At 70.7% G+C, this 19,812-nt stretch carries 16 protein-coding genes; 9 read left to right on the top strand and 7 right to left on the bottom strand.

The features are described from left to right. Nucleotides 1–56: 56 nt before the first annotated feature. The 6 genes from ABT352_RS25415 (at nucleotide 57) to ABT352_RS25390 (ending at nucleotide 9,744) form a co-directional block, all read left to right on the top strand. Nucleotides 57–2,015: a sensor histidine kinase gene (locus ABT352_RS25415; RefSeq protein ID WP_350947420.1), complete on the top strand. Its 1,959-nt coding sequence runs from the start codon at nucleotides 57–59 to the stop codon at nucleotides 2,013–2,015. An 85-nt stretch (nucleotides 2,016–2,100) separates the two neighbouring features. Then, a complete protein-coding gene (locus ABT352_RS25410) occupies nucleotides 2,101–3,576 on the top strand; it encodes a BTAD domain-containing putative transcriptional regulator (RefSeq protein WP_350947419.1) in 1,476 nt (491 codons plus the stop codon). A 2-nt stretch (nucleotides 3,577–3,578) separates the two neighbouring features. Further along, nucleotides 3,579–5,708, top strand: a complete 2,130-nt coding sequence (locus tag ABT352_RS25405) for a sensor histidine kinase (RefSeq protein ID WP_350947418.1) — start codon at nucleotides 3,579–3,581, stop codon at nucleotides 5,706–5,708. 60 nt (nucleotides 5,709–5,768) lie between these two features. Next, on the top strand, nucleotides 5,769–6,866 hold the full coding sequence (locus tag ABT352_RS25400) for a hypothetical protein (protein WP_350947417.1): 1,098 nt from the start codon (nucleotides 5,769–5,771) through the stop codon (nucleotides 6,864–6,866). Nucleotides 6,867–7,154: 288 nt separating this feature from the next. After that, nucleotides 7,155–7,538 carry a hypothetical protein gene (locus tag ABT352_RS25395; RefSeq protein WP_350947416.1) on the top strand — a complete coding sequence of 128 codons (384 nt, stop codon included), beginning with the start codon at nucleotides 7,155–7,157 and terminating at the stop codon, nucleotides 7,536–7,538. Between the two features lie 421 nt (nucleotides 7,539–7,959). Continuing rightward, the gene (locus ABT352_RS25390; RefSeq protein WP_350947415.1) at nucleotides 7,960–9,744 is read left to right on the top strand and encodes an NAD+ synthase; all 1,785 of its coding nucleotides are present in this window, start codon (nucleotides 7,960–7,962) and stop codon (nucleotides 9,742–9,744) included. A gap of 203 nt (nucleotides 9,745–9,947) precedes the next feature. Here ABT352_RS25390 and ABT352_RS25385 read toward each other — a convergent pair whose 3' ends face one another. The 3 genes from ABT352_RS25385 to ABT352_RS25375 all read right to left on the bottom strand — a co-directional run bounded on the left by ABT352_RS25385 (nucleotide 9,948) and on the right by ABT352_RS25375 (nucleotide 13,457). Next, entirely contained in the window at nucleotides 9,948–10,574 is a 627-nt protein-coding gene (locus tag ABT352_RS25385; protein WP_350947414.1) for a TetR/AcrR family transcriptional regulator, read from the bottom strand. Between the two features lie 7 nt (nucleotides 10,575–10,581). Next, nucleotides 10,582–12,144: an MFS transporter gene (locus ABT352_RS25380; protein WP_350947413.1), complete on the bottom strand. Its 1,563-nt coding sequence runs from the start codon at nucleotides 12,142–12,144 to the stop codon at nucleotides 10,582–10,584. Between the two features lie 110 nt (nucleotides 12,145–12,254). Beyond that, nucleotides 12,255–13,457: an MFS transporter gene (locus tag ABT352_RS25375; protein ID WP_350947412.1), complete on the bottom strand. Its 1,203-nt coding sequence runs from the start codon at nucleotides 13,455–13,457 to the stop codon at nucleotides 12,255–12,257. Nucleotides 13,458–13,779: 322 nt separating this feature from the next. Between ABT352_RS25375 and panB the strand changes: the two genes are divergently transcribed. Next, nucleotides 13,780–14,625: a 3-methyl-2-oxobutanoate hydroxymethyltransferase gene (gene panB, locus ABT352_RS25370; RefSeq protein ID WP_350947411.1), complete on the top strand. Its 846-nt coding sequence runs from the start codon at nucleotides 13,780–13,782 to the stop codon at nucleotides 14,623–14,625. Nucleotides 14,626–14,879: 254 nt separating this feature from the next. On the opposite strand, the gene ABT352_RS25365 is transcribed toward panB, so the two are convergent. The 3 genes from ABT352_RS25365 to npdG form a co-directional block, all read right to left on the bottom strand. Further along, nucleotides 14,880–15,791 carry a threonine/serine dehydratase gene (locus tag ABT352_RS25365; RefSeq protein WP_350947410.1) on the bottom strand — a complete coding sequence of 304 codons (912 nt, stop codon included), beginning with the start codon at nucleotides 15,789–15,791 and terminating at the stop codon, nucleotides 14,880–14,882. A gap of 81 nt (nucleotides 15,792–15,872) precedes the next feature. Beyond that, complete coding sequence (locus tag ABT352_RS25360; protein ID WP_350947409.1) at nucleotides 15,873–17,045, bottom strand: trans-sulfuration enzyme family protein; 1,173 nt, start codon at nucleotides 17,043–17,045, stop codon at nucleotides 15,873–15,875. Nucleotides 17,046–17,219: 174 nt separating this feature from the next. After that, a complete protein-coding gene (npdG, locus tag ABT352_RS25355) occupies nucleotides 17,220–17,909 on the bottom strand; it encodes an NADPH-dependent F420 reductase (RefSeq protein ID WP_350947408.1) in 690 nt (229 codons plus the stop codon). A gap of 123 nt (nucleotides 17,910–18,032) precedes the next feature. Between npdG and ABT352_RS25350 the strand changes: the two genes are divergently transcribed. Continuing rightward, nucleotides 18,033–18,611, top strand: coding sequence for a hypothetical protein (locus ABT352_RS25350; RefSeq protein ID WP_350947407.1), 579 nt, complete (start codon nucleotides 18,033–18,035; stop codon nucleotides 18,609–18,611). 73 nt (nucleotides 18,612–18,684) lie between these two features. On the opposite strand, the gene ABT352_RS25345 is transcribed toward ABT352_RS25350, so the two are convergent. Next, nucleotides 18,685–18,873, bottom strand: coding sequence for a hypothetical protein (locus ABT352_RS25345; protein WP_350947406.1), 189 nt, complete (start codon nucleotides 18,871–18,873; stop codon nucleotides 18,685–18,687). Between the two features lie 44 nt (nucleotides 18,874–18,917). Between ABT352_RS25345 and map the strand changes: the two genes are divergently transcribed. After that, the gene (gene map, locus ABT352_RS25340) at nucleotides 18,918–19,766 is read left to right on the top strand and encodes a type I methionyl aminopeptidase (RefSeq protein ID WP_350947405.1); all 849 of its coding nucleotides are present in this window, start codon (nucleotides 18,918–18,920) and stop codon (nucleotides 19,764–19,766) included. Nucleotides 19,767–19,812 lie beyond the last annotated feature (46 nt).

The raw sequence follows: 19,812 nt of genomic DNA, 5'->3' as shown, positions 1-19,812 counted from the left end.
GCACGAAATGAAGGGCCGAAACCATCATGCGCGGGCTGTACCGTGTGGTCCCGACGGTGACGCCCGTCCAGAGCAGGGTGGCGGCGGTGCTCACCGCCACCGCGTCCGTGGCGACCCTCATCGCCACCGCGTCCGTGGCGATGGTGTGCGTCAACGTCTGGGTCACGGCACGGCTCCCGCAGCCCTCCTACACACCGCTGCCGTTCTCACCCGAGGACGTGGCAGGCGTCGCGTTCCCCATCCTCGGTGCGCTGCTGGTGTTCCAGCGGCCCCGGCTCGTCATCGGCTGGCTGCTCTGCCTGGGCGGACTGTGCTCCGCGCTGAACAGTCTCACGATCAACCTCGCCCTCCTTGACGCGGGGCACCGGCTGCTCCCCCAGGAGGCGGTCTGGACGGTCGCCGGGGTGAGCTGGAAGCTGGCCATCCTCTTCCTGGTCGTGCTGCTGCCGCTGCTCTATCCGGACGGGAGGCCGCCGTCGCCGCGCTGGCGGGCGCTGGTGTGGGTCTCCGTCGCCGTCCTGTGCGCCGACGTGCTCCTCATGGACCTCATGCCTCTCGCCGGGCAGCGGTACACGAGTTCCGGCCCCCACCCGCTGCGGTTCTCGCTGGACATGCTCACCAACGCGATCATGATCATCGCCTTCGCCTCGCTCGCCGTGAGGTTCCGGCGGGCCGGCCGCGAGGAGCGCCGGCAGATCCTCTGGACGCTGATCGCGCTCGCCACCGTCATCGTCCCCTGGGTGATCGGCAATCCGGTGTGGTGGCTCACGTCGTTCACGATCCCGCTCGTCCCGGTCGCGATCACCTTCTCGGTGCTGCGGCACCGCCTCTACGGGATCGACACGCTCATCACCAGGACGCTGGTCGGGGCAGGCCTCGTCGGCGTGATCGGCGGGGTCTACGTGGCGGTGGGCACCGCCTCCAGCCTGTTCCTGTCGGATGTGGACCGGATCGGCGGCCTGGTCGCCGCGCTCTGCGCGGGGGTGTTCTTCCATCCGATGCGACGGCTGCTTCAGCGTGGCGCCGACCGCCTCCTGTACGGCGGCAGGGGCGACCCGGTGGCGCTGGCCGCCGGACTCGGCCGCAGGCTCCAGCGCATCGCCCCCGAGGCCGGCCTGTCCGCGGCCCTGGACGTGCTGCGCGACGGCCTGGCGGTCACCGGCGCCGGCGTGCGCTTCCAGGGCGGCTGGCCGGAGGAGGTGACGGTGGGGACGCTGGAGGAGGTGACACGCGACATCCGGCTGGTCTGGCACGGCGAGCCCGTCGGACGTCTGCTCATCGGCCCGCCGGGGGCCCGGCGCCTGCCCGCCGCGCACAACGAACGGGTCATCGCCGCGCTCACACCGTACGTGGCCGACGCGGCCCACGCGGTCCGGCTGGTCGGCGCGCTGCGGCGCTCCCGGGAGCGCATCGTCACCACCCGCGAGGAGGAGCGCCGCCGTCTCCGCCGCGACCTGCACGACGGTCTCGGCCAGTCGCTCAGCGGGATGGCGATGGCCATCAACGCGGCCAGGATCTCCCTGCGCACCTCCCCCGAGACGGCCGAACGCATGCTCGGCGAGCTGCGCTCCGGCATGGACAGCGTCACCGGAGACATCAGGCACCTGGTGTACGGCCTGCGCCCGCCCGCGCTGGACGATCTCGGCCTGGCCGGAGCCGTGGCGGAGATGGCGGGCCCCGGCGTCACCGTCGAGGTGAGGGGCGAGCTGCCGGGACTGCCCGCCGCGACCGAGGTCGCCGCGTACCGCATCGCGCAGGAGGCGCTGACCAACGCGCGCAGGCACGCGGGGGCCGCGACCGTGCGAGTATCGCTGGAACGGGGCGAGGACGACCTGAGCGTCCGGGTGCGCGACGACGGGATCGGCCTGCCCTCCGGACGTCGTTCGGGGGTCGGGCTGGCGTCGATGCGCGAGCGCGCCGCCGAACTGGGCGGGACATGCGTGATCACCACGCCCACCGAGGGGGGAACCGTGGTCGAAGCGATACTTCCGGTGAACTTGAATGTGGAGATCTGACCACGGATGATTTCTTACGGCTTGCGAACGATGGTGAGTATTGCTCTATGAGGTTGGTCCAGGTAGCCCTACCCTTACGCCTGCAATGCTGACATTTCGTGCTCTCGGACCGTTCCAGGCGCGTCACGGCGAGACGTCACTCGACCTCGGAGGCCAGCGCCAGATGGCGGTGCTGGCCCGGCTCCTCGTGGCCGGAGGCCGCGCCGTCCCCGTGACCATGCTCATCGACGAGCTGTGGCCCGGCGAGCCTCCCGCCCAGGCCCTGTCGACCATCCAGGGATACGTGTCGCGGTTGCGGCGCGCCCTGGAGCCCGGCCGCGCGCCCCGCGAGGAGGCCGAGGTCCTGGTCTCCGCCCCACCGGGGTACGCGCTGCGCGCCTCGCCGGGCCAGGTGGACGCCTGGAGTTTCGAGAACGCGGTCAAGGCGGGCGGCGCGCCCGCCCAGGTGTGGGAGCGCCTGGAGGCCGCCCTCGCGCTCTGGCGCGGCCCGGCCCTGGCCGAGTTCTCCGACCTGCCCTGGGCCGTGAGCGAGGCCGGCAGGCTGGAGGAACTGCGGCTGATCGCGGTCGAGCGCCGCGCCGACGCGGGACTCCTGCTGGGGCACTCCGGCGCCCTGGTCGCGGACCTGGAGGCACACGCCTCGGCGCACCCGCTGCGTGAGGAGGCCTGGCGGCTGCTCGCACTGGCCCTGTACCGCAACGGCAGGCAGGGGGACGCACTGGGAGCGCTGCGGCGTGCCAGGGTGCTGCTCCGTGACGAGCTCGGCCTCGACCTGGGCGCCCCTCTGCAGCGCCTGGAGTCCGACATGCTGGCCCAGGCCGTCCACCTCGACCCGCCCGCCGAGGCCGTGCGGGCCGCGAAGCCCGCGACGCACACCGTGGAACGGAGACCGGCACCGCCGGGCCTGCGGATCGTCGTGGTGGACGACCAGGCGCTGGTCCGCACCGGCCTGCGTGTGGTGCTCGACAGCGAGCCCGGCTTCGAGCTGGTCGGGGAGGCCGAGAACGGCGAGCAGGCGATCGCGGTCGTCAAGGAGACCTCCCCCGACCTGGTGCTGATGGACATCCAGATGCCCAGGCTGGACGGGCTGACCGCCGCGCGGAGGATCCTGACCGACGAGGCACCGCCGAAGGTCATCATGATGACCACCTTCGGCACGGACGACAACCTCTACGCGGCACTGCGGGCCGGGGTGAGCGGATTCGTCCTCAAGACGTCGGCGCCCGAGCAGCTCATCACCGCGATGCGGGCCGCGCAGGCCGGTGACGCGCTGATCGACCCCGCCGTCACCACCCGCCTGATCGCGGCCTTCGCCGGCCGCACCGATCCGTCGGCGCCGCCCGGCCTCGCCGGTCTCGGCGACGCGGAACTCGACCTGATGAAACTGGTCGCCCGAGGACTGACCAACCGGCAGATCGCGGCGACCCTCGCGGTCCCGGAGGGGTCGGTCTCGCGGTCGGTGGTCAAGCTGCTCGACCACCTCGGACTGTTCGACCGTGCCCAACTCGTCGTCACGGCGTACGAGTCCGGGCTGGTCAACCCCGGCGACGTGGGCAGATAAAGATGCGCCCACGGCCACGCGACCACGACCGGGGCCGGACGCTCGACGGCGCCGACGGTGTGCCCAGACCTGTCGTGGACGCGGTCACCGTGACCGAGGACGCCCCCGCCTGGCCCGCCGTCTCGCCGGTGCGCGCTCTGCTGCGCTCCCCGGCGCGGCTCGCCGCCGTCTCGGCGGCGCTCCTCTCGGTGGGGCTCTCCGTCGTCGGCTTCGTGCTCGGCCTCGACCTGCCGCACGAGTGGCGACCACCGGTGCCCGCCACTCCCGACCTCGCGGCGGGGCTGACGTTCCCCGTGGTGGGCGCGTTCCTGCTGGCACACCGCTCGCGCCCGGTCACGGCGTGGCTGATGTGCGTGGGCGGCCTGATGTGCGCCGTCAACACGTTCTCCGAGGCGGCGATGTTCACCTTCGCCGCGGCGGGCGAGATGGAGTCCGCGGGCTACCTCCGCATGAGCATGGTCACGGGGAAGTCCCTCGGCGGGCTCCTGCTGGCGATCCTGTTACCGCTGTACTCCCCCGACGGGCGGCTGCCCTCGCGGCGGTGGCGGCCGCTGGTGACGGCCGGCGTGGTCGTGTTCGCGACGCAGTTGCTGCTGCACCTCACCCGCCCCGACCCCGACCCCGCGCTCTACCCCTGGCCGCGGGTCATTCCCAGCCCGCTCTCGCTGGACCTCCTCGCCCCGTACAACACGGTGGCGCGCGAGGTGGCCTCCATACTGATCTCGGCTCTCGCGGTCCTCGCACTCGTCTCCATGGTGCTGCGCTTCCGGCGGGCGGGCCCGGAGGTGCGCCGCCAGATCGCCTGGCCGGTCTTCGCGTTCGCCGTCTACGTCGCCTTCCTGCTCGCCGGACCCGACTGGTGGCTGGCCGCGACGATCTGGACCGGGCTCATCCCGGGGGCCATCGTCTTCTCGGTGCTGCGCTACCGGCTCTACGGCATCGACACGGTGGTCAGCCGCGCCTTCGTCGCCGCCGGGCTGATCGCCGCGGTCAGCGCCATGTACGCGGTCGGCGCGGTCGCCGGGCTGGCGCTGTCGGGATACGACCGGATCGGCGGCCTGATCGCGGCTCTGCTCGCCGGGATCGTCTTCCATCCGCTCCGGCACAGGCTCAGGCGCCTCGTCGACCGGCTCATGTACGGCACTCGCGGTGACCCTCGGGCGTTCGCCGCGCTCCTGTCCAGAGAGGTCCGCGAGACCGAGCCCGTCAACGCGCTCGCCGCCGTCGCAGCCGTGATCAAGGACGGGCTGAGCGTCACCGGCGTCACCGTCGAGGTCTACGGGCCCGGCTCCAGGCAGGTCCAGGTCGGCCCGCTCGGCGAGGCGCCGCGCGAGGTGCCGCTGGTCTGGCACGGCGAGCCGGTCGGGCGACTACTGCTCGGCTCCCCCGGCCCCCGCAGGTTCGCCGCCGCGCACAACGACCGTCTGGTCGCGGTGGCGGTCCCGTACGTCGCCGACGTGGCGCACGCCGTACGGATGACCGCCGACCTGCAGCGTTCCCGGGAACGCATCCTCACCGCCCGGGAGGAGGAGCGCCGCCGCCTGCGCAGGGACCTGCACGACGGGCTCGGCCACGCGCTGACCGAGATGGCCATGTCGATCAACATGGCCAGGATCAGCCTGCGCACCGCTCCCGCCTCGGCGGACAGGCTCCTGCTCGAACTGCGAAGCGGCATGGACGCGGTCAGCCGGGAGATCAGGGAACTGGTGTACGGCCTGCGCCCGCCCACCCTCGACGAACTCGGCCTGGCGGGGGCCGTGCGTGCCCTCGCTCAGGAGGGTGGCCCCCGGGTGGCGGTGGAGATCGAGGGCGACCTGTCGGATCTGCCCGCGGCGGCCGAGGTGGCCGCGTACCGCATCGCGCAGGAAGGGCTCACCAACATCCGCAAGCACGCGGGCGCCAGTTCGGCGGTGATCTCGCTGCGGCGCGGTGAGTCACTCGTGGTCCGTGTCCAGGACGACGGAAGCGGACTGCCCTCGGGACCTCGCTCGGGGGTGGGACTGTTGTCCATGCGCGAGCGGGCCGCCGAACTGGGCGGCACCTGCGTGATCGAGTCGGCGCCCGAGGGCGGAACGGTCGTGGAGGCCGTGCTGCCGATCCCCTCGACTCCGATCGCGGCGGGCCGCGTGTAAACCTTTTCGCCTTCTCGGGGCTCTAACCAGCCGTTGAGTAATTCACCCGAGGAGATCCCCTTGAAGCACTGGGCCCTGGCCACCGGCGTCGCACTCGCCCTGACGGCCGTCGTCACCACTCCCGCCCTCGCCGAGGGCATCGAGGGCTTCGGGGCGGCGGCCGGATCCCTCGGTGAGAGCAGAGGGACGGCCGGAGGCATCGGGGCGGTGACCGGCTCCACCGCGAGCACCGGGAACACCGGGAACACCGGGAACACCGGGAACACCGGGAACACCGACGCCGCCCGATCCACCGGGGGCACCGCGCCCAAGGCGGTCTCGAACGCGACCGCGGCCCCGATCTCGGGCGCCGTCTACTTCCGCTACGGGGGAAGCGGAGTCGAGGTGCTGACATACCGGGGAGGCCGGAGCAGCGGCGGCCCGACCGCCGGCGCCGGCGCCTTCGCCGGCCAGTTCGCGGTCGCGCCCGACGGCCGGAGGATCGCCTGGATCGACGACAAGAACAGGTTGCGCGTCACATCGGCCAACGGACCCCGCATGGGCACGGTGATCGCCAAGAACGCCGCCTACGGCGGCCCGTGTCTCACTCCCGCCTGGTCCGCCGACGGCAAGCGGATCGCCTATCCGGTGAAGGGCACCGGCGAGGCGATGACGGTGGCCGTGATCGGCCCCGACGGCAGGGGCCGGTTCAACGCCGGGAAGACCTCGGGTCCCTGCCACCTGACCTGGTCGGCCGACGGCAGGACCCTCGCCGGGTACGCGGGCGACACGGACGGCGTCCACCTCCTGGACACCAGGCGGCGGACCTCCAGTCGCGCCCCGGGGGTCAGGCTCGCCAACCACGTGGAGAGCCTGTCACCCGACGGCCGCAGGGTGGTGGTCAACGCCATCGGCGCGAACGCCCCGGGTGGCGACGGCTCCTGGCCCCTGTCGTTCACCCCGTCGATCTACGACACCAGGACCGGCGCGAAGGCCGCCATCCCGGTCAAGGGGCGGCTGCTTGGCGCGCGCTATCTGCGCGACGGGCGTCTGGCGGTCCGCGTCAAGGGCACGTCCGTCAACACGATCGTGGTCCTCTCCCGCTCGGGCAAGGAGATCCAGCGGATGGCCGAGCCCGCCGGGGCGAAGAACCTCGGACTGCTCTGGCTCCTCGGCTGACAGGTCCCCCGCGGCGTCTGCCCCACGACGTCACGAACGACACCCGGATCTCATCGCGTCTTCGCGCCTCACAAGTCGATTAATGCGTACATGCATTAAGAAATCACATTTCCCGGAAATTTGTCACAGGAAATAAAAGCCAGGCAAAATCAGCCTCCTCTTAACTTACTCCGAAAATAAGGAAAAGAGAGCTCGGGTCCTTTGGCCCGATACGGCCGGCCTATATGTTTCCCCCTAGATCATGGCCGTGGGCGGACTCCGCCCACGGCCCGAACAAAGGGGAAAACCATGTACGGCAAGCGGCAGCTGACGGTGATCGGCCCAACGCTTCTCGCGGCACTCGCCCTCGGACCCGTCTCGTTCTCCTACGCCTCGCCCGCACCGGATCCCGAGCAGGCCGTGACGGTGAACACCGCGCAGAACGAGAGCATGACGGACCCGATCACGTCGGCGGAAACATCGGATTCCGCGGACTCGATGGATTCCGGGGAGTCCGCGGAAGACCCGAGCGACTACTGGCGGGGATACCGGAACGGTTACCGGGCCGCCGCACAGGACTGTCGCAGGAGGGGCATGCCGCGGAGCTACGCCGGGCCGCCCAGCGACTACGACAGAGGCTGGCTGGACGGCTACGACGCCGGATACGCCCGCTTCTGCTGGTCGACGAACTGAACGCCGTCACCGACGCACGGCTCTCGACCGTGATCGGGGGGCACCGCCGCGCTCAAGGCGAAGCGAGGCGAGCACGGGCGTGACGGTTCGAGTGATCCCGCGATCTCGGTGACCTTCCTCGTCCCGGTGCGCCCGAGGATCCCATTGACTCCGACGCGATCCGGACGATCCCGGGAAAGACAGGAACGGCCGGTCGCGAAACCCGGTGGAAGGCCTCGCCCGGCGGGTCCGAATGTTCATTGAATGTCGGTGGACGCCGCGGAGTCGCGAACGACCTCGCCGAAAGCCCGCCGGGCGTCGGCGAGGCCGGAGCCGGAGGAACACCGGACGGTCCACGGCGGAGGTCCGCGCTCATCCGCCGGTCACCGAGCAGGGATCACCCAAAGGGCACCTTCCGGGCAGGCCCTCATAGGATGGCCACGTGGCTCAACTCCGTATCGCCCTGGCCCAGACCAATCCCGCTGTCGGCGACCTGGCCGCCAACACCGACAAACTCGTCGAGTGGACCCGCCGCGCCGCAGACCGAGGCGCGCACCTGGTCGTCTTCACCGAGATGTTCCTGACCGGATATCCCGTCGAGGACCTCGTGTTGCGCACCTCGTTCGTGGAGGCGTCGATCGCCGCGATCGAGGGGGCCGCGCGACGACTGGCGGAGGCGGGACTCGGCGAGATCCCCGTGGTGGTCGGCTACGTGGACCGCGCGAAGCTCGCCCCGCGCGTCGGCCAGCCCAAGGGCGCCCCGCTCGACGCGGCCGCGCTGCTGCACCGGGGCCGGGTGGTCGTCAAGACCGCCAAGCACCACCTGCCGAACTACGGCGTCTTCGACGAGTACCGCTACTTCGTCCGCGGCGACCGGCTGCCGATCTTCCGGCTGCACGGTGTCGACGTGGCGATCGCGGTCTGCGAGGACCTCTGGCAGGAGGGCGGCCCCGTCGCGGTGGTGGCCGAGGCCGGAGCCGGGCTGCTGGTGGTACCGAACGCCTCCCCGTACGAGAAGGAGAAGGACGACGTACGCCTGGAGCTGGTGGCCAGGCGCGCCCGCGAGGCCGGATGCGCCCTCGCCTACGTCAACCAGGTCGGCGGCCAGGACGAGCTGGTCTTCGACGGAGACTCACTGGTCGTCTCCGCCTCCGGCGAACTGGTCGCGCGCGCGGCGCGGTTCTCCGAGGAACTGCTGATCACGGACCTGGAGTTGCCCGACGCCAGGTACGGAGGTCTCGGCACCTTCCAGATGGACGCCGAGGACGGCACCGTGATCACGGTGGATCGGCTTGAGCTGTCGGCCCGCCCCGTCGAGCCGTACCAGCCGCAGCCCCCCACGATCGCCGAGCAGCTCGACGACACCGCCGAGGTCTACTCCGCGCTCGTGCTCGCGGTCCGCGACTACGTCACCAAGAACGGCTTCCAGTCGGTGATCCTCGGCCTGTCCGGCGGCATCGACTCGGCGCTCACCGCCACGATCGCCTCCGACGCCGTCGGCCCCGACCGGGTGCACGTGGTGCTGATGCCCTCCCGCTACTCCTCCGACCACTCGGTGAGCGACGCCCAGGAGCTGGTCGACCGGCAGGGGATCAACGCCACGACCGTGCCGATCGCCGAGATCGTGAGCGGCTTCGAGAAGGAGATCGAGCTCACCGGCCTGGCCTCGGAGAACCTCCAGGCCCGGGTGCGCGGCATGATCCTGATGGGCCTGTCCAACGAGCACGGCCATCTCGTCCTCACCACCGGCAACAAGAGCGAGCTGGCCACCGGTTACTCCACCCTCTACGGCGACTCCGCGGGCGGCTTCGCCCCCATCAAGGACGTGCTCAAGACCTTCGTCTGGGAGCTGTCACGCTGGCGCAACGCCCAGGCGGGCCGGTCGGGCGAGTTCCTGCACCCCTTCACGGTGCCGCCGATTCCGGAGAGCTCGATCGAGAAGGAGCCCAGCGCGGAGCTCCGTCCCGACCAGCGCGACACCGACTCCCTGCCGGAGTACGGGATCCTGGACCGGCTGCTGGACGACTACGTCGAAAAGGACATGGGCTCCGCCGAACTCGTCGCCGCAGGGCACGACCCGGCCCTGGTCGCCAGGGTGATCCGCCTGGTCGACCTGGCCGAGTACAAGCGCCGCCAGTATCCTCCGGGTCCGAAGATCACCCCCAAGAACTTCGGCCGCGACCGCCGTCTGCCCATCACCAACCGCTGGCGCGAGCCCACCGTCTGACACCCGGCGCCCTGAGCGGCCGGTGAACGTTCCGGTCCCTCGCCGATACGCGAGGGCGCGACGCCTCACCTTCGATCACGGAGCACCCCGAACGCGATGAAACCCCGGCGGCGGGCGCCGGGGTTTCATCGTGACACGTGACGCTGTCCGCGCGGGCCCCCGCCCTCGGACAGAGCTCTTACCGGAAAGCTGTACGAAACCCCTCAGGCGCCGAGGCCCGCCAGGAGGTGGTCGACGATCCGTTCGGCCAGGTCGGAGGACCCGGCGGCCTCGCCGCCCCCCTCGGTGCGGACGTACCACATGACGGTGCCGACCAGGTTCGCCATCGCGATGGGGACGTCGAGGTCGGCCCGCAACTCGCCGGTGGCGACGCCGCGCCGCAGCAGGGCGGCGATCGCCGCCCTGCGCGGCTCGATGGTCGCCCGGTGGATGCGTTCCACCAGGCGGGGGTGCCGTTCGGCCTCGTTCATCGCGATGTTCATCACGCAGCGGTTGCGCGCGTCGCACGCGTCGCGCAGCAGCACCCGCGCGTAGACGATGAGATCGTCTCGGACCGAGACGCCCGCGAGCGGAGGCAGCGGCGTCTTGAGGGTCGACAGCGCGTCGACGAGCAGGTCTTCCTTGTTCGACCATCGCCGGTAGATCGTGGTCTTGCCGACTCCCGCGCGGGCGGCGATCGCCTCGATCGACAACTCGGAGAGGCCGATGCTCTCCCCGACCAGGTCGAGGGTCGCGTCGATGATGGCCTTCTCCGCCCTGGCGCTGCGGGGACGGCCCGCGGGGCGGGGCGTCTGAGCTCCGGCTGCCTGAAACTCGTCGGTGGTCGTCATGACGTCTCTACACTACCGCCGGTTCCTTCTCAGGGCTGATCTCGTCGGGAACGGCGGCTCCGGAGGACTTGCCGGGCAGCCACCTGAGCACCACCAGGGCTCCGAGCAGCGCGATGACCGCGGAGACGAGGGCGGTGATGTGCATGCCCTCGATGAAGGCGAGCTTGGCCGGTTCGATGAGCGCCGCGCCCTGGGCGCCGAGGCCCTGGGCCACGCCGAGCGTGCCGGTCAGGGACTCGCCCGCGACGTGCTTGAGCTGGTCGGGCAGACCGGTCAGGGCCGGGGCGATCTGGTCGCGGTAGGTGGCCGAGAGCAGCGAGCCGAGGAGCGCGACGCCGAGCGCGCCGGCCACCTGGCGGACGGTGTTGCTCATGGCCGAGCCGACGCCGGCCTTCTCCCTGGGGAGCGCCTCCATGATCGCGGTGGTCGCCGGGGGCATGATGTTCGCCATCGCCGCCCCTTGGACGAAGAACACGATCTCCAGCAGGACGATCGGGGTGTTCTCGTCCATCAGCGCGTACGAGGCGAGCGCGCCGGCCACGACGACCATGCTGACGGTGGCGCTCAGCTTGCCGCCGAAGCGGGCGGCCATCTGCTGGCTCAGCGGGGCGAAGATCAGCTGCGCGGCGGCGAAGGGGATCATCAGGGCGCCCGCCTGCAGCGCGCTGAAGCCCAGCACGATCTGCAGGTAGAAGACCAGGAAGAACATCGCGCCCATCATCGCGAAGAACACGATGCCGATCATGCCGACCGCGGTGGCGAAGCGCGGGTCGCGGAAGTAGCCGACGTCGAAGGCCGGGTGGTCGATGCGACGCTCGTACCAGACGAAGGCGGCGAGCACGAGGATGCCGAGGATCGTCGGGGCGAGCACCTCGGCGCTGGCGATCGTGGCCAGTTCCCCGCCCCGGATGATGCCGTAGGTGACGGCGACGAGGCCGACGATGGAGAGGACCACGCCGACCGGGTCGAGCCTGGAGGGCTTGGGGTCACGCGACTCGGGCACCACCAGGCTGATGAGCACCATGCTGACCAGCACGATCGGCAGGTTGATCAGGAAGACCGAGCCCCACCAGAAGTGCTCGATGAGCAGGCCACCGGTGATCGGGCCGATCGCCACGGCCAGGCCCACCCCGCCGGCCCAGATCCCGATCGCCTTGCCGCGCTCCCTCGGGGGGAAGACGTTGGAGATGATCGCCAGCGTGGCCGGCATGATCGCGGCCCCGCCGACGCCCATGAACGCGCGGGCGACGATCAGCTGCATGGGGTCCTGAGCGTAGGCGCTGGCCAGCGAGGCGAGTCCGAAGAGGACCATGCCGACCATGAGCATGCGCTTGCGTCCGGTGCGATCGCCGATCACCCCGAAGGTGAACAGCAGGCCCGCGAACACGAGCGTGTAGGAGTTGATCGCCCATTCCAGCTGGCTCTGGGTGGCGCCCAGACCTGCCACGGGGTCCGCGATCGTCTTCAGTGCGACGTTGAGGATGGTGTTGTCGATCACGACCGCGAGGAGGCTGAAGACCAGCACCCCAAGGATCTGCCACCGTCGCGGGTGGCCGAGCTGTTGTTCCACGAAAGGCCCCGTATTCGATACGCTTGAGTTTCGAAACACCACCGTAGCGCCAGATTTTACGATACGCAACCGTATCGTTTCGTATTTATCGTGAAATGTCGTGACCTGGGTCAGGCGGCCATCGGGACAGGCTCCTCGACCACGGTCGCGGTGCGCCGCCAGAACGGCAGCGCGACCAGCACCATCACCACACCGACCAGCCCGGCGGCGACGAAGGCCCAGCCGGGGCCGGAACCGTCGATGATCACGCCCGCGATGGGCGCCGCGGCACCCCCGCCGATCAGCAGCGCCGTGCCGTGCAGGCCCATCGCCTCACCCCGGGCCCCGACGGGCACCCAGCGGCTCACGGTCTCGATCGTGGAGGAGAGCGCGGGGGCGCACAGCACCCCGGCGGGCAGCAGGGCGAGGACCAGCCAGTGCCAGTCGCCGCCGACCAGCCCGACGGGGACGGTGAGGGCGCCCATGGCACCGATCAGGACCAGTGGCGACACCCCTCGGGGCAGCATGCCGTACACGAAACCGCCGATCAGCGAGTAGGCGCACCACAGGCCGATCGCCAGCCCGATCCACGCGGTGTCACCGCCCCGCTGCATCGTCGCGACCAGGGAGAGTTCGGTGGCGGCGAGCACGAAGGTCGCCGCGGCGACCGTGCCGAGCAGACCGAGCATGCCCGGGGTAAGCCATCGGCGCCGGGGGATCCTCCCCTGCGGCCTTCGGAGCTCCTCGTCCGAGCGGACGGGCGGGTTCAGCACGATCAGCGTCGTCCCCGAGACGACCAAGCCGGCCGCGACGATGCCCATGGTGGGCACGCTGCCGAGGAGGGTCACCCCCGCGACCGCCAGGGCGGGACCTGTCATGTAGGAGATTTCAACGATCATGGAGTCGAGGGAGAAGCCCATCCTGCGCTGGTCGACCGGGACCAGCGCCGCGAGACACTGCCTGATCACGCTGAACACCGGGAGGCTGAGCAGGCCCGCGGGCACCGCGGCCGCGAGCAGCAGGGGGAACGGCATCGCCCACGCGGTGGACCAGAAGGCGAGCTGGGCGAGTGTGGTGACCACCAGCACCGGGCGCAGACCATGACTGTCGACGAACCTTCCGGCCAGCGGAGAGCCGACCGCCATCCCCACCGTGCTCGCCATCGTCACCAGACCCGCCGCGGCGAACCCGAGGCCGAGCCCGCTGGGATCGACGACGTGCATCGTGAGCGTGATGGCGATCGCGGTCGAGGGGATGCGGGCGACCATCCCGACCAGCAGCAACGACCGCACGCCCGGAATCGCCAGCAGGCGGCGGTAAGGTTCTAAAGCCATTGTGATTACTTACCTCCGCGAGCATTGTGCCGCACACCCCCGACGCTTCCGCCACTGGATTACCGCACCCTCGAAGGGCACCACACATCACCCCGCCCTTCCTCACGTACGCCGCGCACCACCCGACAACCCCATGAACACACCATCTGTCACGACAAATAACAATCCGTCATGGGATCAAGCGTACGAACGTGTCGTACTCCCCCCATACCTCTCCGGATTACCAGACCGATCGGGGCTGTTGCACCTGTCGTACGCGTGCAATCATCGGAACCGTCCGGGGACGCCACAGGGGCGCCTCGAGACTTCATTGGAGGGTCCCATGTCCTCTTCCGTCCCCAACCGGCCGACCTCCCTCTACGGCGGCCAGGCTGGACGAAGGATCACCGTGCGCGACGTCGCCGCCGCCAAGGAGCGCGGCGAGCGATGGCCGATGGTCACCGCGTACGACGCCATGACCGCCAGGGTCTTCGACGAGGCCGGCATCCCCGTGCTGCTCGTCGGTGACTCGGCCGCCATGGTCGTGTACGGGTACGACTCGACGCTGCCCGTCTCGGTGGACGATCTCATGCCCCTGACGGCGGCCGTGGTCCGCGGCTCCTCCCGGGCGATGGTCGTGGCCGACCTGCCGTTCGGCTCCTACCAGTCCTCTCCTCAGCAGGCCCTGGAGACGGCCGCCCGCTTCATGAAGGAGGCGGGAGCCCACGCCGTCAAGCTTGAGGGCGGGCGGCGGGTGCTCCCCCAGGTCGAGGCCCTGGTCTCGGCCGGCATCCCGGTGATGGCCCACCTGGGTCTGACCCCCCAGTCGGTGAACGCCCTCGGCGGTTACCGCGTACAGGGCCGCGGCCAGTCGGGCGACGAACTGATGGCCGACGCCAAGGACCTGGAGTACGCCGGCGCGTTCTCCGTGGTCCTGGAATGTGTGCCCGCGGACCTGGCCGAGCGGGTCACCGCGTCCCTGTCGATCCCCACGATCGGCATCGGCGCCGGACCCGGCACCGACGCGCAGGTCCTCGTCTGGCAGGACCTGATGGGCCTGACCGCGAGCCCCGCCAAGTTCGTCAAGAAGTACTTCGACCTCGCCCACGAGATGGACAGGGCCGTGCGCAGCTTCGCCGACGAGGTGTCGACCGGCGCCTTCCCCACCGCCGAGCACAGCTACCGCTGACGTCCCCGGGCCCCGCGGCCCGGTGACCGTGTCATCGGGGTCACCCGGGGTCACCCGGGGTCACCGAGCCGCCTCGGCCGTCCCGAGGCGGCTCCTCCGCGTGGTCCACGCGCCGCGTCCGGTGAGTGCGGACGAACGCCTCCCGGCCGAGGTCGGCAGATCCCCGCCGAAGACACCGAAGACACCACGGTCGGTCGGACGACGAGCCGGACCTCACCGGGAGGCGTTCACCTCCGTCCTCACTGTCAGAACTGTCAGACGAGCGTGGCGGGATCGGTGTTGGCGCCGCACACGACGACGGCCACCCGCTCGCCGGGGGCCGGGGTGTAGACGCCGGACAGCAGGGCCGCGTACGCCGCGGCCCCCGCGTGCTCGGCGGCGATCCTGTGGCTCCGCCACAGCTCGCGCCGCGCCTCGACGATGGCCTCGTCGGAGACGAGGAGGCTCCGCACCCCCGCCGCGCTCGTGATCTCGTAGGCGATCTCGCCCGCCCGGCTCGCGCCCAGGGCGTCGGCCCCCACCCCGGAGACCTCGACGCCGACCGGCCCGCCCGCCTCCAGCGCCCGGTGCAGGGTCGGGATGAGCTCGGGCTCGACGGTGATCACGCGAGCGCGGCCACCGAGTGCGACGGTGATACCGGCGACGAGCCCGCCGCCGCCGACCGCGACGATCACCGTGTCGACTCCCCCGGTCTGCTCCAGGATCTCCAGGCCCACCGTGCCCTGTCCCGCGACCACCTCGGCCTGGTCGTAGGCGTGGATGTCCAGGGCACCTGTCTCGGCCGCGCGCTTGACCGACGCCTCGTACGCCTCGGCGTAGACATCGCCGATCTGGGTCACCCGCGCGCCGAGCGCGCGCAGCCCGGCGACCTTCACCGGGCTGGAGACCGTCGGCACGAACACCTCAGCCCGGACGCCGAGGCCGCGTGCCACGTACGCCACCGCCAGGCCGTGGTTGCCCCCGCTCGCCGCGATCAGCCCGGCCTCGGGGATCCCTCCGCGGGCCAGAGCGCGGTTGAAGCCTCCCCGCGCCTTGAACGACCCCGAATGCTGCAGCCCCTCCAGCTTCAGGAACAACCCCGGTGACACCTCGACCACCGGCGTGCGCAGGACATGTCCCGCGATGCGCTCGGCGGCCCGTTCCACATCCCCGATGGACACCCTCATACGTGCTCCCTCCCGGAAACGATCAGAAAGCGGCCCCGTGCCGCGGTGCGGGAGTCATCGATGATCGGGTTTCCCTCGGTTTCAGGCAAGAGCCTGCTCGAAGTCGGCCCACAGGTCCTCGACGTGCTCGATGCCGACCGCCACCCGCACGGTACCCTCTCCGATCCCGTGCCTGGCGAGCTCCTCGGCCGCGAGGGTGTGGTGGGAGGTGGTCGCGGGATGCAGGATGAGCGTCTCGACGCCACCGAGGGACGGGGCGAGCAGGGCCAGCTTCACCGAGCTCATGAACCGCTCCCCCGCCTCCCGCCCGCCGACCAGGTCGAAGGAGAAGACTCCCCCGAAGTCGGGCAGGAGCTTGGCCGCCAGTTCGTAGGAGGGGTGGGAGGGCAGTCCCGGCCAGTGCACGACGGAGACGGCGGGATGGGCGTTCAGGCGGGTGGCCAGCTCGCGGGCGTTGGAGCAGTGGCGCTCCATCCGCAGCGGCAGTGTCTGGATGCCGCGCAGGGTGAGCCAGGCGGCGAACGGGTCCGCGCTGGCGCCCAGCTTGACGTTGAAGGCCCACACCTTGCGGTACAGCTCGTCGGAGGCGAAGACGGCGATCCCGCCGAGCACGTCGGTGTGACCGCTCAGGTACTTCGTCGTGGAGTGCACCACGATGTCGGCGCCGTGCTCTATCGGCCTGCACAGGATCGGGGAGGCGAAGGTGTTGTCGACCACGGAGATCAGTCCGGCCTCGCGGGCCGCGGCGCACATACCCGGCAGGTCGGCGACCTGGGTCACCGGGTTGGCGATGGTCTCCAGATAGACGAGCCTCGTCTCGGGCCTCACGGCCGCGCGCAACGCCGCCGGGTCGTCCTCGGGCACGTAGGAGACCTCGATCTGGAACCGCCCCACCAGATCGTTGATCATCCCGGCGGTGCCGCCGTAGAGGGCCTTCTGCGCGATCAGGTGGTCGCCGGGCTTCAGCAACCCGAGCAGTACGGAGTTGATGGCGCCCATACCGGAGCCGGTGGCCACGGCGCCGACGCCGCCCTCCAGTCCGGCGACGGCCTCCTCAAGGGAGCGGACCGTCGGATTCGACAGCCGCCCGTAGACGAAGGCTCCGTCCGGACGGCCCATCCCGTCGGCGAAAACGGCCGGATCGTCGAAGACGAACCCGGAGGTCTGGTAGATCGGCACCGCGATGGGACGGCTGCCGTTCAGTGGCGGCTGGGGCAGGTGGACGGTACGGGTCTCCGGACGAAAACCAGTCATGCGCCTCTCCGGACGAGAATCAGTCATGTGTCAAGAATGTCCGGCCAACGAGCTACTTGTCAGATCCAATCAGGCAAGATTGGCCCGGTTTGAGGGTCGAATTTCGGCAAACGGCCACCGGACGAAGCCCATGCACCCCGCCCCGTCCCCGGCTCCCGCGACCATGAGCGACCGTCAGATGTCGGTGATGCGCAGACCCGCGTGAGCCTTGTAGCGGCGGTTGATCGAGATGAGGTTCGCGGTCAGCGCCTCGACCTGGTGGGCGTTGCGCAGACGGCCCGCGTACACACCGCGCACCCCGGGGATCCGGCCCGCCAGCGCCTGGACGGTGTCGGTGGCCTCGCGGTCGTCACCCACCACGAGCACGTCCAGGGTGATCTCCTCGACCTCGGGGTCCAGCAGCAGGACCGCCGAGACGTGGTGGAAGGCGGCGACCACGCGGCTGTCGGGCAGGACGGCCGCGGCCTGCTGGGCGGCGCTGCCCTCCTCGACCGGGAGCATGTACGCCCCCTGCTTGTCGAAGCCGAGCGGGTTGACGCAGTCGATGACGATCTTCCCTGCCAGTTCGGAGCGGAGGGACTCCAGCGTGGCACGGTGCCCGTCCCAGGGAGTGGCCACGATCACCACGTCGGCCTCCGCCGCCACGGCCGGGTTGTCCGCGCCACGCACCGAGCCACGCACAGAGCCACGCACAGAGCCGCCGATGCTCTCCGCCACCGCCTGAGCCCGTTCCGCGCTCCGCGAGCCGATCAGCACGGTGTGCCCGGCGAGGGCGAACCGCCGGGCCAGGCCCTTGCCCTGGTCACCGGTTCCGCCCAGGATCCCGATCGAAATCCCGCTCACGTCCGGAATATCAATGCTCACTCAGCGCTCCTCATCGTCCCCCGGCCGCTCAGGACCGGACTCCAGCGACCATATCGCCTGCCCCGATCTTCTCAGGGGCGCGTTTCCAGGATCGGCGCGGGGTCTGTGGGGCACGATGGTGCGATGGACGCCGGGTCGGTGACACTGCTGCGCGAAATCCTCGCCTCGACCGGCTGGGTCGAGCGGACCCGCGAGCTGGGCCTCGCCCTTCGCGCGACGCGCTCCCCCGGCGGGCTGCTGGTGGTCGGTACACCCCAGGAGGAGCCCTGGCACCTGACCGCGCACCTGAGTGACGAGGCGAGGTTCTCCGGACTGCCCCAGCTCGCCCCGACACTGGTCCGCTGGGCGCCCGCCCCCGAAGCGCCCGCGCACCTGCGGGTCGGTCTGGAGCGGATCGAGCGGGCGGGGCGGGGCGAGACGCTGTTCGTGGTGACCGAGGAACGCGCCCCCGAGGCGCTGCTGGAACGGGTGAGCGACGCCCGCAGGACCGGCACGACGATCCTCGCCCTGGACGGCGGCGACCCGGATCTGGCGGGTCTGGCCCACGACGCGCTGACGGTTCCCGAGCGGGCGCCGTTCTCCTTCGACGGGGCCCAGCACCTGGTGAGCATGGCCGCGGGCGAGGTCGGGCGCCGTCCCGGCCTGCGCGACCGCCTGGCGAGGTTACTGGAGCGGATCAGCGGTCCTCAGGTCGCCGACTAGGTCCGCGGCTCGGCGCACCGCGACGGCCACGAGACGGCCCCGCGACGACCACGGTCCGCATCGGCCGGCGGCCTCAGTCGTCCCCGTCCCCGTCCCAGGCGCGGTCGCCCTCCTTCCACTCCTCGTTCCTGTCGGCCGCGGTCTTCAGCGCGGCGCCGGCGGCCTCGCGTGTCGGGTACGGCCCCATCCTGTCCTTGTTCGGGCATCCCTCGTCGGGTTCGACGGCCATGTGCCTCAGGCAGAACCACCATTGATCACTCATGCGGCAATACTGCCCAGTGAGAAGCACAACTAGACTGGGGGACCATGACGACACTGCTCCAGCCCGGGCGGATCTCCCCTATCCGCAAGGTGCCCTCTCACATCCGGCGGCCGGAGTACGTCGGGAAGAAAACCCCGAAGACCGGCGAGCCCGACGTCAAGACCCCCGAGATCATCGAGCGGATGCGGGTCGCGGGCAAGCTGGCGGCCCAGGCGCTCGAAGAGGTCGGCAGGCACGTGGCGCCCGGCGTCACCACCGACGAGCTCGACCGGATCGGTCACGAGTTCCTCTGCGACCGCGGCGCCTATCCCAGCACCCTCGGCTACCGGGGATATCCCAAGTCGCTGTGCACCTCGATCAACGAGGTGATCTGCCACGGCATCCCCGACGACACCGTGCTGCGCGACGGCGACATCGTCAACGTCGACATCACCGCCTTCATCGACGGCGTGCACGGCGACACCGACGCCACCTTCCTCGTCGGCGACGTGGACGAGGAGTCGCGCCTGCTCGTCGAGCGCACCCGCGAGGCCACCAACCGGGCCATCAAGGCCATCGCCCCCGGCCGTCAGCTCAACGTGGCCGGTCGCGTGATCGAGGCCTACGCCAAGCGGTTCGGCTACGGCGTGGTCCGCGACTTCACCGGGCACGGCATCGGCACCACGTTCCACTCGGGCCTGATCGTCCCCCACTACGACGACCCGTCACTCGCGGTCACGCTGGAGCCGGGCATGACGTTCACGATCGAGCCCATGCTCACGCTCGGCACCATCGACTACGAGATCTGGCCCGACGGCTGGACCGCCGTCACCAAGGACCGCATGCGGACCGCCCAGTTCGAGCACACCATCCTGGTGACCGAGACCGGCCATGAGATCCTGACACTCCCCTGAGGCTCGGCCCGCTCCACGACCGCGTCTCAGGCTTGAAGGCCCCTGG

Origin of the sequence: Streptosporangium sp. NPDC000563 (assembly GCF_040299985.1) — a bacterium.
Taxonomy (GTDB): Bacteria; Actinomycetota; Actinomycetes; order Streptosporangiales; family Streptosporangiaceae; genus Streptosporangium.
This window is presented reverse-complemented; position numbering and strand designations above follow the sequence as displayed.

Coding starts and splice junctions, on each gene's coding strand:
- ABT352_RS25410 (WP_350947419.1), top strand. CDS start 2,101: ATGCTGACATTTCGTGCTCTCGGACCGTTCCAGGCGCGTCACGGCGAG.
- ABT352_RS25405 (WP_350947418.1), top strand. CDS start 3,579: ATGCGCCCACGGCCACGCGACCACGACCGGGGCCGGACGCTCGACGGC.
- ABT352_RS25395 (WP_350947416.1), top strand. CDS start 7,155: ATGTACGGCAAGCGGCAGCTGACGGTGATCGGCCCAACGCTTCTCGCG.
- ABT352_RS25385 (WP_350947414.1), bottom strand. CDS start 10,574: ATGACGACCACCGACGAGTTTCAGGCAGCCGGAGCTCAGACGCCCCGC.
- ABT352_RS25375 (WP_350947412.1), bottom strand. CDS start 13,457: ATGGCTTTAGAACCTTACCGCCGCCTGCTGGCGATTCCGGGCGTGCGG.
- panB (WP_350947411.1), top strand. CDS start 13,780: ATGTCCTCTTCCGTCCCCAACCGGCCGACCTCCCTCTACGGCGGCCAG.
- ABT352_RS25365 (WP_350947410.1), bottom strand. CDS start 15,791: ATGAGGGTGTCCATCGGGGATGTGGAACGGGCCGCCGAGCGCATCGCG.
- ABT352_RS25360 (WP_350947409.1), bottom strand. CDS start 17,045: ATGACTGGTTTTCGTCCGGAGACCCGTACCGTCCACCTGCCCCAGCCG.
- ABT352_RS25350 (WP_350947407.1), top strand. CDS start 18,033: ATGGACGCCGGGTCGGTGACACTGCTGCGCGAAATCCTCGCCTCGACC.
- ABT352_RS25345 (WP_350947406.1), bottom strand. CDS start 18,873: ATGAGTGATCAATGGTGGTTCTGCCTGAGGCACATGGCCGTCGAACCC.
- map (WP_350947405.1), top strand. CDS start 18,918: ATGACGACACTGCTCCAGCCCGGGCGGATCTCCCCTATCCGCAAGGTG.